A 16,185-nucleotide genomic window follows, 5' to 3' on the forward strand; every position below is an offset into this window, starting at 1 on the left:
GTTTTTTATTTATTACTTTCATTAGGTTCAATCTGCGAGCCCGGAGCTTCAATCTCATGCTGCGGTATCGGCCATACGAACATCGGGTCGTCGGCTGCCACTTTCAGACTGCTGCCGTTATCCAGCGACTGGTCTTGCGGCGTGCGCTCGAAACCTTTGTGCCAACGCTTCAGGTCGTGCAGGCGGAAACCTTCCATATAAAGTTCTTTTACTCGCTCTTCTTCGATGACATCCATTGCCGTTTCAGCATTCAAGGATACTGCTCCACCTGCCGAATAGCGTGCACTGTGAAGTTCGGTTATATCCTCGCTTGCTCCTCCGTAATTGCCTTGCTGGGCACGCGCCTCGGCACGAATCAGATATTGCTCTGACAGACGGAACACTTTCGGCATACACACATGGTAGATGTTATACGCCTGAAATTCTTCGTTACCAAAATACTTTTGAAGTAACGGCCACATCAAACCGTATGCCGTAGTATACGACTGGAAGATATCTGTATAACGCAAATCAGAGGCAGCATACAGACCTAAAACCCACTGAGCCGGCACGTAGTCGGGACGCACGTTCGACTGGTCGAAATTGAAAAATACCCGTCCCAACGCACCGCCATACGAGCTGACGGTAAACGAAATTTTCCAGATAGCTTCTGTACTGTGATCGTTCGTCCACATGTATTTATAATAGCTCACACCCGATGATATCTGCCGGTTACAGCTTGACAGCATGTAGTAATCGCTGTCGATAACCTTTCCGGCGTATTCTTCCGCCTCTTTCCAGTTTTTCATGTAAAGGGCTACACGAGCGCGTAAGGCGTAAACCGTATATTCGTTGAAATATACCGTGTCATACAAAGAGCCGTCGACAGAAGGATTGAAGTCTTCTTCCAGCTGAAGGAGGTCTTCTGCACGGTCGAGGTCGTCAATAATAAACTGGTAAGATTCTTGCAGTGTGGCGCGTTTCATCGGCTCTTGGTTATCGTAATGTTCGTTTATCACCACGCCCAACTGGTTAGCTGCATCTTCTTCGCTTTCGTATGCTTTACAGAACAGCTTTACCAGCTCAGAGTATGCCAGCGCACGTGCGAAATAGGCTTCGCCGCAATATTGGTCCAAGCGGTCAAGGTCATCATCGTCCGTAGTTTTCGCCCGAACCGCCTCTACATGGTCAAGCAAGAAATTACAGCGGTTAACCACCGTATACAGAGCCGCATACACATCTTCGATATCTGTATTGGTAGGTTTGATGTCGTTCCAACGCCAAATATCTCCATAAACATTCGTATTTCCCGTTACGCCGTATACCAAGTCGGTCTGAATATCCGGCAGCAAAGTCAGATTGCCGGAATACAGCGCACCATCTTTGAACGCAGCATAGATTCCCATCACCAACTGGTTCACATCGTCAGGGGTATTGACCGCCTTATCTGCCTCTATCGCATTATCCGGATACTTGTCTAAGCAAGAAGTGAAGGACAATGCCATCGCAGCCAACACCGCATATAATTGTATTTTTTTAATCATCATCTTTCTCTATACATTTATATATATTAGAATGAAACTTCTACGCCGAAGGTAAACTGGCGTGAAGGAGGATATACTCCCAAATATACGTTTCCGGAATATTCGGGGTCGAAACCCGTAAAGCCTGTAAACGTCAGCAGGTTTTGTCCTTGTACATATACCCGTGCCGCTGTAAAGAATTTGCTCTTTTCCAACCACAAGCGGGGCAATGAATACGACAGAGTGACGTTTTTCAGACGCAGGAATGAGGTATTCTCCAAGAAACGGTCGTCCAACTGGGCTATTTCTCCGTAACGGGGGATGTCTGTCACGTCGCCCGGCTTCTTCCATCCATCGTACAACAGGCGTTTCGACTGGTTGTAACCGGAGAATCCGCCATTATTTTCTTCAAAGTAACGGTCATTGTTCATCACCCAGCGGTCGGCAAGCCAACTGAATTGTGCCGACAGCGACAAGCCTTTCCATGAGAATGTGGTTCCGAAACCTCCCATCCACGGAGCATCGAAGGTTTTTCCGGTCATCACGCGGTCTTCTTCACGGAACTCGTTGGTCAGTTCACCGTCTTTCGTGTACCACAACTGTTCGCCGTTTGCCGGATTCACACCAGCATAACGGTTCAAGAAAAACTCATTAATAGGACGTCCTACCTCGTAACGGATACCCGTAGTAGAGTTTACATACTCATCTACACCGTTATAAAGTTCTTTCAGTTCATTCTTGTTATAAGAGATATTTGCATTCAGATTCCAAGTAAAGTCGTTAAGACGAAGCACATCGGCATTTGCACTGATTTCCACACCGCGGTTTGCCATCACACCGATGTTTTCCCAACGTACACCCTCGCCCGTAATAGCATACGACTCAGGCACTTCCATCAACATGTCAGTCGTCCGCTTGTTATACAGCTCGATATCCACATTGATGCGGTCGATGAATCCCAAATGGAAAGCCAGATTGGTAGCCCATGTGGTTTCCCAACTCAAATCGGGGTTGCTGCTCTGCGCCGGATAGATACCAGCCTCATCATTATAATTCGGACCTCCCGCCACTAAAGCCAAATGATAGTAATCGCTCGGCAGCAAAGAGTTACCCGTAGTACCGGAACTTAACGCAATCTGCGCATTGGTCAGCCATTCTACATCTTTCAAGAACTTTTCGTTTTTGATGTTCCACATCAAGCCAACCGACCAGAAACCTCCCCAGCGGTTGTTTTTACCGAAACGCGAAGAAGCATCTGCACGCACCGAAAAATCGGCATAATATAAATCTTTGTAATTATATTCGGCACGGGCGAAGAACGACAGGTAAGCGTATGACGTAGCCGAGTTCATCCATGACGATGCACGCACACCCGAAGACAGGTCGGTAAGCAAATCGTTCGTCTGCCCCTCTGTATAAACTTGGAATCCTTCGGTATCGTAGTTCACTGCTTCCTGACCCAACATGAAGTTGAAAGCATGGTCTTCTTTATAAGTCCAGCGGTAATTGGCAGTAGTAGTTTCCGTGAGGTTCATCGTGTCATACGAACTGCGTCCTGCCGAGCCCAGTCCGGCATTCAGAATATAACTTGGGAACGACTGTGAAGAACCCGTAGAATGAGAGAAGTCCGCACCAAACTGCGCACGGATGGTAAGGTTCTCAATCGGAGTAATTTCAGCATATACCGTAGAAAGCACTTTGTATTTCTTGTTGGTCACCGGATTGTTCGCCAACCACTCCAGCGGGTTCTGCCCCGTACCCTTCCAAGTACCGTCGGTCTGCGAAGCGATGGAACCGTCTTCGTTATACGCATTCCAATAAGGAAGCATCAGGCGGCAGGCGAAAATCGGACTCGACAGACTGGGTGAACCTTCTTCGGTCTGCTCTATTTCCTCGTAGGCGGCCATCGTGTTGGTACCTAACTTCAGCCAGTTGCTTGCCTTAACTTCGGCATTGGCACGGATGTTATAACGACGGAATGAAGACCCCGGTGCGATACCGTCTTGGTCATAGAAACCTCCCGACACGTAATAATTCATTTTATCCGTAGCGCGGTTAACAGATAGTTCGTAATTCTGAAGCGGAGCATTGTCTTTAAAGATGGCATCCATCCAGTTCACATCTGTCCGCGAAAGCAAGTCGTAATCCTGTCCGTTATCCAAACCAACCAATTTTTCGAATTCGATGCGTTCGGCGGTATTCATCATGTTCCATTCCGTCCGCGCTAATTGCGACGTACCGTACTGCGCACGCAAAGTAACCTTCGCCTTGTCCATCGACAAGCCTCGTTTCGTAGTGATAACCACCACCCCGTTGGCAGCACGCGCACCGTAAATAGAAGTAGACGAAGCGTCTTTTAACACAGATACCGACTCAATATCGCCCGGGCTGATGGTATTGAAATCAGAGCTTTCGATAGGCACACCGTCTAAGATAAACAGCGGCGCCGTACCCGAATTGATAGAGTTCGTACCACGGATTTTGAAAACAGCCGCCTTGCTCGGCTCACCGGAAACAGAAACCACCGACAAACCGGCAGCCTGTCCCTGCAACGCTTGGTCGAAGCTCGGTGCCGGCACATTTTCCATCTTCTCGGCCTTTACCGACGAAACCGAACCGGCAATCGTACCTTTCTTTCGTACGCCGTAAGCCACCACCACCACTTCATTCATGATTTGTGAATCATCTTCCAGCGCCACGTTCAACACTCCGGTACGCGCATTCACCCGAAACTCTTGCGAGCGCATACCGATATACGAAAATACCAAGTCGGCATCTCCTCCTTGAATTTTCAACTCATAGTTACCATCGATATCGGTAACCACACCGTTCGTTGTTCCTTTTTGCATAATAGATACGCCAATCAGCGGCTCATTGTCTGCTTTAGAAACCACCGTTCCTTTCACGACAAACTGAGCAAAAGCCGATTGAATACCCAACATGACAAAAAAGACCAACCAAAGACATAATCTTCTCATCTCTTTGTCCGTAAAAAATATATTAGTGAATAAAAAAATCAAAAGAATCCAACCAATTCTTTTTAACACCATAAAAAGAAAGGTTGCCAGAGCAAACTTTACGAATAAATATGACTAAAAGGATCGCGTGATTTCACATTACGCAAAACCATGTCTAAATTAAAAAATGTTCTATTTACAATAACAAAGTTAATCATCAGTTAGGTTTTATTTTTAAACGAGCGCAAAAATACAATATTATTTTATTTTCCTTTTGTATATTTTATTCATTAACACATAATAAAAACAAAATTTATAATTTTTAGCTTATAAAAAGCAACAAGTTCAGCTTAAAGGAAAACATTTTTTTCAAAACAAACAGATTTTTACGTATTTCACTCGCATATTTATGCAACCCGTTTAATCTCCGAAGCCTCCTTACATCCCTGTTTTTCCGACCAATTTCCCCCCTCCAAACGCTACCGTTAGAACGGTTGCTTTCTACCGCTTATGTTATCTAACTTGTACGCATGTTTTCACTAAAACATGCGGTAGCGTTTTGGGAAAGAAAAAAAACAAATAAACCGAGACTGAAAAACAACATTCCGTCCTTCTCCATTACAACGGGAAACGACTTCTTTTATCTAAAAAATATTTACTTTTCAACTTCATAATTTCGATATTAAATTATCAATTCGCTTCAAATTTTTCACAAAAAACAGGAGGCAAACAGATTTAGAGCCTGTTTAAATTTTGATTGAAGTGATCTTTTTAACTTTCAATTATTCCGCCAAAAGAGCTTGATTTCTAAAAAGAATGTTTATCTTTGCAACGTTTTGTTCCGTACAGGCTTCCCAAGCGAGGCCGCGGATGAAAAGGGAATCGGGTGAAAGTCCCGGACAGTCCCGCTGCTGTGAGCTCCATGAAAAGAGGTTTGCTTATCTACTTCTTCAGCCACTGCCCTGAACTTGTTTTTAGAGGGTGGGAAGGCAAAGCAAACCGGAGTAAGTCAGAAGACCTGCAAAACAAAAGCCGTGCTTGCGCTTCTCGAGGAAAGAAGAACAAGGTCATGCAACGTTATACATTTATATTATATTCGTTTTTTATGAGCATCAAGCATCCCCGTAGTACAGGCGTGTGCATCGTCGCAGCCGTATCGGTGCTGGCAGTTGTTTCCGTCGAAGCTCAGACGGTGGCGACCGACAGCATGACTACACGTGTTCACGATATTCCGAGCGTAACGGTGAGCGCGCGGCGCACGCCCCCTGCCCTTACGTCTGCCTCTCCGCTGCAAGTAATGGGAAAGGCGGAAATGGAACGACTCGGAGTGTACGAAGTGGCAGACGCCGTGCGTCATTTTTCGGGAGTAAGCGTGAAAGATTACGGGGGGATAGGCGGACTGAAAACAATCTCTGTACGAAGCATGGGGGCGCAGCATACGGGGGTTATCTATGACGGAGTGAGCGTGAGCGACTGCCAGTCGGGACAAATAGACATATCGCGTTTCTCGCTTGACAATGTGTCGCAACTGACGATGACCATCGGACAGACGGACGATATTTATCAAACGGCACGCGCGTTTGCTTCGGCAGGCGTTCTCAGCATACAGACGGCACGCCCGGACTTCAAAGACCGCCCTTACCATGTATATGCCAATCTGAAAGCCGGCTCGTTCGGAATGGTGAACCCTTCGGTGTTGTACAGCCGGCAACTAACCCGAAAAACGGCACTGAGCGTATATGGCGACTTCCTGCGGGCAGACGGGAATTACCCGTTTGAGATGTGGAACGGAAACCACTTGATAGACAGCAAGCGGAATAACAGCGACATCCGTACTTACCGGGCGGAAGCCACGCTTTACACGGCTTTTACTCCCCGGCAGGATTTACAGGTAAAGGCTTATCTGTTCGACTCGGAACGCGGACTTCCGGGAGGGGTAATCTATGATAATCCATACGCAGCCGAACGTCTCTCCGACAAGAACTATTTCGGACAGTTCCGTTACGAGAACCGTTTCAGCGACCGCATAAAGCTGCAAGCCCTCGGAAAGTTCAATTACAGTTGGAACAAGGATTATAACAACGAGGCATCGGGCATTACCGACGACCGTTACCGACAGACGGAGACTTACGTGTCGGCAACGCTGTGGGCAGAACCGGTGGAACACTTTTCACTCTCCGTGGCACAGGATTTTGCTTATAATTACCTGCATACCACACTCGACCAGTGTCAGTTTCCGCAACGTTACACCCTGCTTACCGCCGTCGCTGCCCGCTATGAGCATCGGAAGTTCTCGGCTACGGCATCGCTGCTGAACACGTTTATTACCGAAGATGTGCGGATTGGTACGGCGGCTGACGACCGCAAACGCTTGTCTCCTGCCTTCAGCCTCTCTTGGAAACCATTTGAAAATGCCGGTCTGAGGGTCAGGGCTTCGTACAAAGACATCTTCCGAACCCCTACGTTTAACGACTTATATTATTTGGTTATCGGAAACACGGGATTGCGCCCCGAAACCACCAAGCAGGGAAATTTCGGTGTGACGTGGAGCCGGTCCGGTTTCGCCTGCTTCGATTTCCTCAGTCTCTCGGCAGACGCTTATTACAACAAGGTAGCCGACAAGATAGTAGCCGTGCCCACGATGTTTGTATGGCGGATGATGAACGTAGGCAAGGTGGAAACCATCGGGGTGGATGTCAATCTGTCTGCCGAATACAGCCTCAACGAGCGTTTCAAGTGGTATCTCACGGGAAATTATAATTTCATGCAGGCTGAAGATGTAACCGACCGCAACTCGAAAACATGGCGCAACCAGATTATTTATACGCCCCGCCATTCGGGAAGCGGAAACCTTACACTGGAAACACCGTGGGTAAACGTATCGTATAACCTAACGTATGCCTCGGAACGTTATACGCTGGCGCAGAATCTGCCGGAGTATCGCATTGCTCCTTATACCGACCACGGCATTTCGCTGTCGCACACATTTACGTGGAAACATCACCGCCTGCGCATACAGGCTGATGCCCTCAATCTTTCGAACAAGAACTATGAGATAATCCGTTTCTACCCCATGCCGGGACGAAACTACAAAATCTCTATTAATTACTATTTATAAACTAAAAGACCATGAACGTAATGAAAAAGAACTGGCTTTACTTGGCTTTCACCACTTTGCCTCTGGCTGCCGCACTGACGGCTTGTGATAATAACGACGACCCGACGCCTGTCCCTAATCCGGAACCGACTACCACCCTCGGCGCTTACATTGTCAATACGGGAAATTATAATGCAAACAACGGCTCCATACAATGGTATGATTTAACTACCCAAAGCACCGGCAATGACCTCTATGCCGCACAAAACGGACAAGGCATCGGAGACTTGCAGGATTTATGTGTATACGGGTCTAAACTTTATGCTATTTCTGCTACTTCCTCTAAAATAGAAATCCTTGAGCACAACGGGAAACTGATAAAACGTCTGCCAATGACTACTGCTGCCGACCAGCCCATGCAGCCGCGTTATGCCACAGCGGGCGATGGTTGTGTTTTCTTTACGGCTTACGACGGAACAGTGAACAAGCTCGATACGCTGACTCAAGCCGTTACGGGAAGCGTAGCCGTAGGTGCATATCCCGAAGCATTGACTTATGCCGACGGAAAACTTTTTGTCAACATCTCCAACTATAGCAAAGGAAACCAAGTGGCAGTGGTTGATGCGGCATCAATGACCAAACTGCAAGACATTACGGTAAAGCTAAATCCTTATACGCAGTGCATCACTGGAAACGACGGATACGTGTATGTAGTATCCAACGGAAATTATGCCGGTTCTGCATCAGTTCCCGAAGACCAATGGGTGTACCAGACCCTGCAACGCATCGACCCCAACACGTATGCGGTAGACAGCATCTGCAACGCTACATACATTGCCAACAAGGGAGACAAAATGTATATCCTTTATTCGGAATACTATCTTCCGGAAACAAAAAAATGTTTTGTTTATGACCTGAAAACAAACACCTCAACCACTTTGCCGATAGACCTTAACGACTTTACCAGTCCGGGCTTTATCGCAGTAGACCCTATCACGGAAGACATTTACATCGGCGACCAAGTATGGGGAGCTTTGAACACAGTTCATGTATACAGCAAAGACGGACAGGCAAAAACTCAGTTTGAAACCGGCATGTATACTACTAACATGCGTTTCGTAGCCGAATAAACCGAAGCGTATGAACCGAATTTTACTATCTGCCTATATAGTAACCATAGTCTTGCTTTGCTCTGCCTGCGGCGGAGGGAGCAAGACTTCTTCCGTTACAGCAGGAGGCGATACCTTGAAGCTGCGGTATGCCGAGAATCTGCGCATCGTAAATTACTCCGAATACACCGTGGCGGAAGTGCGTAACCCGTGGGACACACTGAAAACACTGCACACTTACATACTGACCGACAAGACGAAGCCTGTGCCCGAATCTGTACCGGAAGGCACTGTTGTGCGCGTGCCGCTGGAAAGGACATTGGTTTACTCGGTAGTCCACGGAAGTCTGCTTAACGAGTTGGGTGCGCTCGACAACATACGCGGCGTGTGCAACTCGGAGTATTTCAAACTGCCTGAAGTACAGGAACGTTGCCGCGAGGGTATCATCACCGACTGCGGAAACAGCATGAGTCCCGATATCGAACGCATCATCGAACTGAACCCCGACGGCATCCTGCTTTCGCCTTTCGAAAATAACGGAGGCTACGGACGAGTGGGGAAACTCAACATCCCCATCATCGAATGTGCCGATTACATGGAGACTTCGCCCTTAGGACGTGCGGAATGGATGCGCTTTTACGGAATGCTGACCGGAAAAGAGGCGAAGGCGGATTCGCTTTTCACGGCGGTAGAACGGGAGTATCTGAATGTGAAACGTCGGGCGGCGCAAGCCCAAAAGCATCCTACCGTGTTGAGCGACCTGCGCTACGGCTCGGCATGGTACATCGCGGGCGGAAACAGCACCACCGGAAAACTGTATGCCGATGCGGGTGCAAACTATATCTTCGCCGATTTACAGAACAGCGGCTCGGTTCCGCTGGCGTTTGAAGCGGTGTTCGACAAGGGAGGGGATGCCGACTACTGGTTTATCAAGTATAATCAGAAAACAGACAAAACATATCGGGAGCTGAAACAAGACTATGCCCCCTACGCTCGCTTCAAGGCTTTCAAAGAACGGCGTATCTACGGATGTAACACCGGGAGAATCCCGTATTATGAAGAATCGCCCTTCCACCCCGAAGAATTACTGAAAGATATTGTGAAAATACTGCATCCCGACTTATTGGAAGGTTACGAACCGAAATATTTTAGTAATTTAGCCGCCGATTGACAAATCGAACAATGAATAACAAGGGATACATATACGGAGGCGTACTCTGCGGAATCATTCTTATGTTGATGGCTGCCAACCTGTTGCTTGGGGCAGTAGACATCCCGGCGAGTGCCGTGGCAGACATTCTCTGCGGACGCGGGGCGGAAAAGGAAACGTGGAGTTTCATCGTGTGGGAGTCGCGCTTTCCGCAGTGTATCACCGCATTACTCTGTGGGGCGGCGCTCTCGGCGTCGGGACTGATGCTGCAAACGGTATTCAACAATCCGCTTGCCGACTCGTCTATCCTCGGCATCAGTTCGGGTGCCAGCTTGGGTGTGGCGTTAGTGATGCTCGCCGGAGGCGGAACCATTGCTACGGGGGCATTCACCCTTTCGGGATTCGTTTCGGTGATACTGGGTGCGTTTCTCGGAGCTGCGTGCATCCTCGGCATCATTCTTTTCCTGTCTACCGTGATAAAAAACAGTGTCATGCTGCTTATCGCAGGCATCATGATTGGCTATGTTTCTTCATCGCTCATCTCGCTGCTCAACTTTTTCGCCACGGCGGAAGGTGTACACTCATACACGATATGGGGACTCGGTAATTTCGGAGGCGTGTCGTTAGAGCAGTTGCCGGCTTTCTCGGCAATGGTCGTGGCGGGTCTCATCGTAGCCGTATTGCTTATCAAGCCGCTGAACGCCTTGCTGCTGGGTACTCGTTATGCAGAAAACTTGGGAGTCAACATCCGCCGCGTCCGTAACCTGCTGCTAATTGCTACGGGCTTGCTCACGGCGGTTACCACCTCGTTCTGCGGTCCGGTATCGTTTATCGGGCTTGCCGTGCCTCACATCGCCCGACTGATGTTGGGGACATCGAACCACAACTCCCTGCTGCCCGTCACCCTGCTTACCGGAAGCGCCGTTGCCCTGCTCTGTAATCTGGTTTGCATCTTGCCCGGCGAGGCGGGTATCATTCCGCTGAATGCCGTGACACCGATACTGGGAGCGCCGGTCATTATCTACGTCATTGTAAACCAACGCAAAATTCAATATTTCAACTGAGATGGAACAGCAGGCTATTGTCATCGAGGGGAAAGACCTCAGCATCGGGTATCGGAAGGGGAAGGTAACGAAGTACGTACACCGCCACTTGAATTTCGTATTGCGCCGGGGTGAGCTGACTTGCCTTTTGGGTGCCAACGGGACGGGAAAGTCGACGTTGCTGCGCACGCTGGCTGCTGCGCAACCGGCGTTGGGGGGTGAACTGAACCTGCTCGGCAGAAAGATAGGTGCATACACGGAACACGAACGCTCACGCACCATCGGAGTGGTACTGACCGACAAGACACAAGCCGGGGGACTGACCGTGTATGAACTGGTGGCACTGGGACGCCAGCCTCACACGGGATTCTTCGGACGGTTGCGGCAGACAGACAAAGACATCATCCGCCATGCCCTGCAAGCTGTGGGCATCACCGATAAGGCCAGCCAATACACAGCGGAGCTTTCCGACGGCGAGCGGCAGAAGGTAATGATAGCCAAAGCGTTGGTTCAAGAGTGTCCGCTCATCTTGCTCGACGAGCCTACCGCTTTCCTTGACGTGGTGAGCCGCATCGAAATCATGACCTTGCTTCACCGGCTTGCCGAAGAAGAGCAGAAAGCCATCCTGCTGTCTACCCACGACATCGAGCAGGCACTTGTACTTGCCGACCGCCTTTGGCTGCTCACTCCCGAAAACGGATTGGAGTGTGGCGTAACCGAGGACTTGATACTGAATAACCAGATGGATACACTCTTTGCCCGACAGAACAGCCGCATCCGTTTCGACCTGACGCATGGGGTGTTCTCTCCTACTGTCGGAGGGAAAAAATCCATTCGCTTGAATGCGGCAAACGAAGTGTTGGAACACTGGACACAAAACGCACTGAACCGTCGCAACTATTTCTGCCTGCCTGACGAAACTGCGTATGCTGCCCTGCCGCTTTTAACCGTGGTTTCTCCGCAGCGTATCGAACTGACTGTGGAGGGGCAGACCACCGTATTCCGCTCGTTCGACCAGCTCCTGCAAACGCTGTAAACCTCCCCTCACCAAATAAATTTTCTGTTTTTTTAGACGACAGAAACAAAAGCTTTTGTTACTTTTGCATAAAATGAGATTTTTATGATAAAAGTCATTCAAGTTAACGGAACAGAAAAACACCTCTACGAATTAGTCGCCCCCTTAGTCATGAACCCCAAAGTTCTTAACTATAACAATGACTACCCCTTTAAGACCGGAGAGAAATTTATCTGGTTTATCGCGCTTTCCGATGAAGAAGTCATTGGATTTATGCCCATGGAAGAAAGAGGGAAACAATGGATTATCAACAACTATTATATTAATCCCGAAGCTGAAGAAAAAGTTTTCAAAGCCCTGCTGAAAGCCATTGGCAAATTCAAGATGAAAGACAAAGAACTGACTGCCGTGGTGCAGAAACAACATAAAAACTATTTTAGCGACCAACATTTTGAAACGATAAAAGAATGGAAAATCTATATCAAAATGATATATACCAAAAAGAAAAAAGATGAACCAGAACAGCAGTAATCCCCTAAAAAAAAACGTATACGAACTGGCTCAGGAAAGATTGGATATCATCTTTAAAGAATTTGATAATGTGTATATTTCTTTCTCCGGCGGGAAAGACAGCGGAGTTTTACTTAATTTATGCATAGATTATATCCGTAAACATAATCTGAAAACCAAGCTGGGCGTGTTTCATTTGGACTACGAAATACAATATAAGATGACTATTGATTACGTAGACCGTATTTTAGAAGCCAACAAAGATATATTAGACGTATACCGTGTTTGCGTACCGTTTCGCGTGCGGACGTGTACTTCCATGTACCAGAAGTATTGGAGGCCGTGGGAAGAAAGCATGAGAAACCTGTGGGTACGACCGATGCCCAAAAACGTAATGACGGAAAAAGATTTTCCGTTCCTGAAAGAAAGAATGTGGGATTACGAATTCCAACTGAAGTTTGCTTCGTGGCTCCACAAAAAGAAAAAAGCAGTACGCACCGCCTGCTTGGTAGGCATCCGCACGCAGGAGAGTTACAACCGCTGGCGAACCATTTACGGCAGCAGCAAATCACAGCTTTACCACCATTATCAATGGAGTTACAAGATAGCCAACGATGTGTTTAATTTTTATCCGATATTCGACTGGAAAACTACGGATATATGGACGGCAAACGGACGGTTCGGATGGGATTACAACAAGTTGTATGACCTTTACTATCAGGCGGGGGTAAACATCGAGCGCCAGCGTGTGGCAAGCCCGTTCATCAGCGAGGCAATCGAAAGCCTTCACCTGTATAAATGCATCGACCCCGACACGTGGGGAAAAATGATAAGCCGCGTAAACGGGGTGAACTTTACAGGCATTTACGGAACGACATACGCCATGGGACGAAGTACCCTGAAGCTACCTCAAGGGCATACATGGGAATCGTACATGAAATTCTTGCTCTCTACCCTGCCCGAAGAAACGCGCCGCAACTACCTGAGCAAGTTGCACACCAGCATCAAGTTCTGGCGCACGAAAGGCGGATGCCTCAGCGACGAGACCATACAGAAACTCATCGACCTGAAGATTCCGATCGAAGTACGTAATACTTCGAATTACAAAACCACCAAAAGACCCGTGATGATGGAGTATCTGGACGATATCAATATTCCGGACTTCCGCGAAATTCCTACTTACAAACGCATGTGTCTTTGTATCCTGCGTAACGACCATGCCTGCAAGTATATGGGTTTTGCACTGACCAAGCAGGAAAGCAAAATGAAAGACTATATTCTGAAACAATATAAAGATATATGGACGTAAAAGAAGAAGATATAAAAAGTCCGGTATACAACGTACGCGCTGTACCGGTAGACAAAGTAGTGGCAAACGACTACAACCCCAACGTGGTGGCTCCTCCCGAAATGAAGTTGCTGGAGCTGTCTATCTGGGAAGACGGTTTTACAATGCCTTGCGTATGTTATTACGACAAAGACAACGATAAATATATCATCGTAGACGGATTTCACCGTTACACCGTACTGAAAACCTCGAAGCGCATCTACGAACGTGAAAAGGGATTACTGCCGGTAGTGGTTATCGACAAGGACTTATCGCACCGCATGGGGTCGACGATCCGGCACAACCGTGCCCGCGGTACGCACGACATCGGTTTGATGACCCACATCGTGGCTGAACTGACCCGCGCCGGCATGTCGGACGCATGGATCATGAAAAACATCGGCATGGACAAAGACGAACTGCTCCGCCTGAAGCAAGTATCCGGACTGGCTTCGCTATTCGCACACGCTGATTTCTCTATACCTGAACCCAAAGAAGAGATACCGGAGGATAACGACGACTAAAACAGAAAGGCACGCAACCATGAAGAAAATAGGATTACTGTCAGACACACATGCGTATTGGGACGAACGGTATTTGAAATATTTCAACGACTGTGATGAGATTTGGCACGCGGGCGACATCGGCTCAATAGACATCGTGGAACGCTTGCAGGCATTCCGCCCCTTGCGTGCCGTTTACGGAAACATCGACGGACAAGACATCCGCCGCCTTTTTCCTGAAACCGACCGCTTTACCGTTGAGGGTGCCGACGTGATAATGAAGCACATAGGAGGTTATCCCGGCAAATACGACCCTTCTATCCGGGGGACACTGCTGGTACATCCTCCCAAACTTTTCATAAGCGGACATTCACACATCCTGAAAGTAAAATACGACAAAACGCTGGGGATGCTCCACATTAATCCCGGAGCTGCCGGAAAATACGGATTCCACAAAGTACGCACTTTGGTACGTTTTAACATCGATGCAGGCACATTCAGTGACCTCGAAGTTATCGAATTAAGCGATTAAAACTAAAAAATTCTTGCTTCTTCCGAAAAACTTTACGAAATTTGCAGACCAAAAGAGAAATCCTACTATATGAAAACTTATTTAGTGACAGGAGCAGCAGGCTTCATTGGAGCCAATTACCTGAAATACATGTTGGCTAAATATGACAATATCAAGATAGTCGTACTCGACGCGCTGACTTATGCAGGCAATCTGGAAACAATAGCTAAAGACGTTGATAACGAACGCTGCTTTTTCATAAAAGGCAATATCTGCGACCACGACTTGGCAGACCGTCTCTTCAGCGAATACAAATTTGATTACATCGTAAACTTCGCTGCCGAGAGCCATGTAGACCGTAGCATAGAAACGCCACAATTATTTTTACAAACAAACATCTTAGGAACCCAAAACTTACTTGACGCTGCACGCCGGGCATGGGTTACAGGAAAAGATGAAAGCGGCTATCCTACGTGGAGAAAAGGCGTACGCTTTCACCAAGTGTCTACTGACGAGGTGTATGGCTCGTTAGGAGCGGAAGGCTTCTTTACTGAAGATACTCCCATTTGTCCGCACAGCCCGTACAGCGCATCGAAAGCAAGCGCTGACCTCATCGTCATGGCGTATCGCGATACGTATAAAATGCCGGTTACGATTACGCGCTGCTCTAACAACTACGGCCCGTATCACTTCCCCGAAAAATTAATACCGCTCATTATCAAAAATATTCTGGAAGGCAAACGGCTTCCGGTGTATGGAGACGGTTCTAACGTGCGCGACTGGCTGTACGTAGAAGACCACTGCAAGGCGATTGACCTCGTGGTAACAAAGGGAAAGGACGGCGAAATATATAACGTGGGCGGACACAATGAGAAGCAGAATATTGAAATCGTCAAACTGACTATCGCCACCATCCATCGGTTGATGACCGAATATCCGGAATACCGCAAGATATTGAAGAAAAAGGAGTTTAACGAAAACGGAGAAATCAACATCGACTGGATAAACGATTCGCTCATTTCGTTTGTAAAAGACCGTCTGGGGCACGACCAACGTTATGCCATCGATCCGACCAAGATTACAAACGAACTGGGTTGGTATCCTGAAACCAAGTTTGAGGACGGTATCGTGAAGACCATCGAATGGTATCTGAATAACCAAGCGTGGGTGAAGAACGTAACAAGTGGCGATTACCAGAATTACTACGAAAACATGTATAAAAACCGATAACGGCTAAGGATAAGAGCTGCCGACACTGGGTACATACACCATAAAAAGCGACCGGAATGAAGAAACAGAAATATTCATTCCGGTCGCTTTTTCATGATGCAGTACTTAAAACTGACGATGCTTATTTTCAACCATTTCCGGTATGGTCAGACAGTTAAGGAACTCTAACGGTTGAACCGGTTGGCGCTACGGGTAGAATCAGTCAATCCTACCGCATGGGATGCCCTACCC

At 47.8% G+C, this 16,185-nt stretch carries 12 protein-coding genes and 1 riboswitch; of the genes, 10 read left to right on the forward strand and 2 right to left on the reverse strand.

Annotated elements, in window-relative coordinates:
• Positions 1-5: 5 nt before the first annotated feature.
• On the reverse strand, positions 6-1,523 hold the full coding sequence (locus tag M3085_RS01945) for a RagB/SusD family nutrient uptake outer membrane protein (RefSeq protein ID WP_204499021.1): 1,518 nt from the start codon (positions 1,521-1,523) through the stop codon (positions 6-8).
• Between the two features lie 26 nt (positions 1,524-1,549).
• Complete coding sequence (locus M3085_RS01950) at positions 1,550-4,480, reverse strand: SusC/RagA family TonB-linked outer membrane protein (RefSeq protein ID WP_249052176.1); 2,931 nt, start codon at positions 4,478-4,480, stop codon at positions 1,550-1,552.
• A gap of 798 nt (positions 4,481-5,278) precedes the next feature.
• Positions 5,279-5,500, forward strand: a riboswitch (cobalamin riboswitch).
• Positions 5,501-5,564: 64 nt separating this feature from the next.
• Here M3085_RS01950 and M3085_RS01955 point away from each other — a divergent pair.
• The 10 genes from M3085_RS01955 to rfbB all read left to right on the forward strand — a co-directional run bounded on the left by M3085_RS01955 (position 5,565) and on the right by rfbB (position 15,954).
• A complete protein-coding gene (locus M3085_RS01955; RefSeq protein ID WP_249052177.1) occupies positions 5,565-7,577 on the forward strand; it encodes a TonB-dependent receptor plug domain-containing protein in 2,013 nt (670 codons plus the stop codon).
• An 11-nt stretch (positions 7,578-7,588) separates the two neighbouring features.
• Positions 7,589-8,686, forward strand: coding sequence for a YncE family protein (locus M3085_RS01960; RefSeq protein WP_249052178.1), 1,098 nt, complete (start codon positions 7,589-7,591; stop codon positions 8,684-8,686).
• 10 nt (positions 8,687-8,696) lie between these two features.
• Positions 8,697-9,836: an ABC transporter substrate-binding protein gene (locus tag M3085_RS01965; RefSeq protein WP_249052179.1), complete on the forward strand. Its 1,140-nt coding sequence runs from the start codon at positions 8,697-8,699 to the stop codon at positions 9,834-9,836.
• Positions 9,837-9,847: 11 nt separating this feature from the next.
• Positions 9,848-10,879 carry an iron ABC transporter permease gene (locus tag M3085_RS01970; RefSeq protein WP_204498539.1) on the forward strand — a complete coding sequence of 344 codons (1,032 nt, stop codon included), beginning with the start codon at positions 9,848-9,850 and terminating at the stop codon, positions 10,877-10,879.
• Between the two features lies 1 nt (position 10,880).
• Complete coding sequence (locus tag M3085_RS01975; RefSeq protein ID WP_249052180.1) at positions 10,881-11,894, forward strand: ABC transporter ATP-binding protein; 1,014 nt, start codon at positions 10,881-10,883, stop codon at positions 11,892-11,894.
• Between the two features lie 84 nt (positions 11,895-11,978).
• On the forward strand, positions 11,979-12,404 hold the full coding sequence (locus M3085_RS01980; protein WP_191710456.1) for a hypothetical protein: 426 nt from the start codon (positions 11,979-11,981) through the stop codon (positions 12,402-12,404).
• Positions 12,385-13,692, forward strand: coding sequence for a DUF3440 domain-containing protein (locus tag M3085_RS01985; protein WP_249052181.1), 1,308 nt, complete (start codon positions 12,385-12,387; stop codon positions 13,690-13,692). Before M3085_RS01980 ends, M3085_RS01985 begins: the two co-directional genes overlap by 20 nt.
• Positions 13,683-14,234, forward strand: a complete 552-nt coding sequence (locus M3085_RS01990) for an IbrB-like domain-containing protein (RefSeq protein WP_191710454.1) — start codon at positions 13,683-13,685, stop codon at positions 14,232-14,234. Before M3085_RS01985 ends, M3085_RS01990 begins: the two co-directional genes overlap by 10 nt.
• A gap of 19 nt (positions 14,235-14,253) precedes the next feature.
• Positions 14,254-14,745 (forward strand): metallophosphoesterase family protein, encoded by a 492-nt coding sequence (locus M3085_RS01995; RefSeq protein WP_191710453.1) that lies wholly within the window; start codon positions 14,254-14,256, stop codon positions 14,743-14,745.
• Positions 14,746-14,814: 69 nt separating this feature from the next.
• Positions 14,815-15,954 carry a dTDP-glucose 4,6-dehydratase gene (gene rfbB, locus M3085_RS02000; RefSeq protein ID WP_191710452.1) on the forward strand — a complete coding sequence of 380 codons (1,140 nt, stop codon included), beginning with the start codon at positions 14,815-14,817 and terminating at the stop codon, positions 15,952-15,954.
• The last annotated feature ends 231 nt before the right edge of the window (positions 15,955-16,185 follow it).

Source organism: Bacteroides caecicola, from assembly GCF_023337095.1.
Lineage (GTDB): Bacteria > Bacteroidota > Bacteroidia > Bacteroidales > Bacteroidaceae > Phocaeicola > Phocaeicola gallinarum.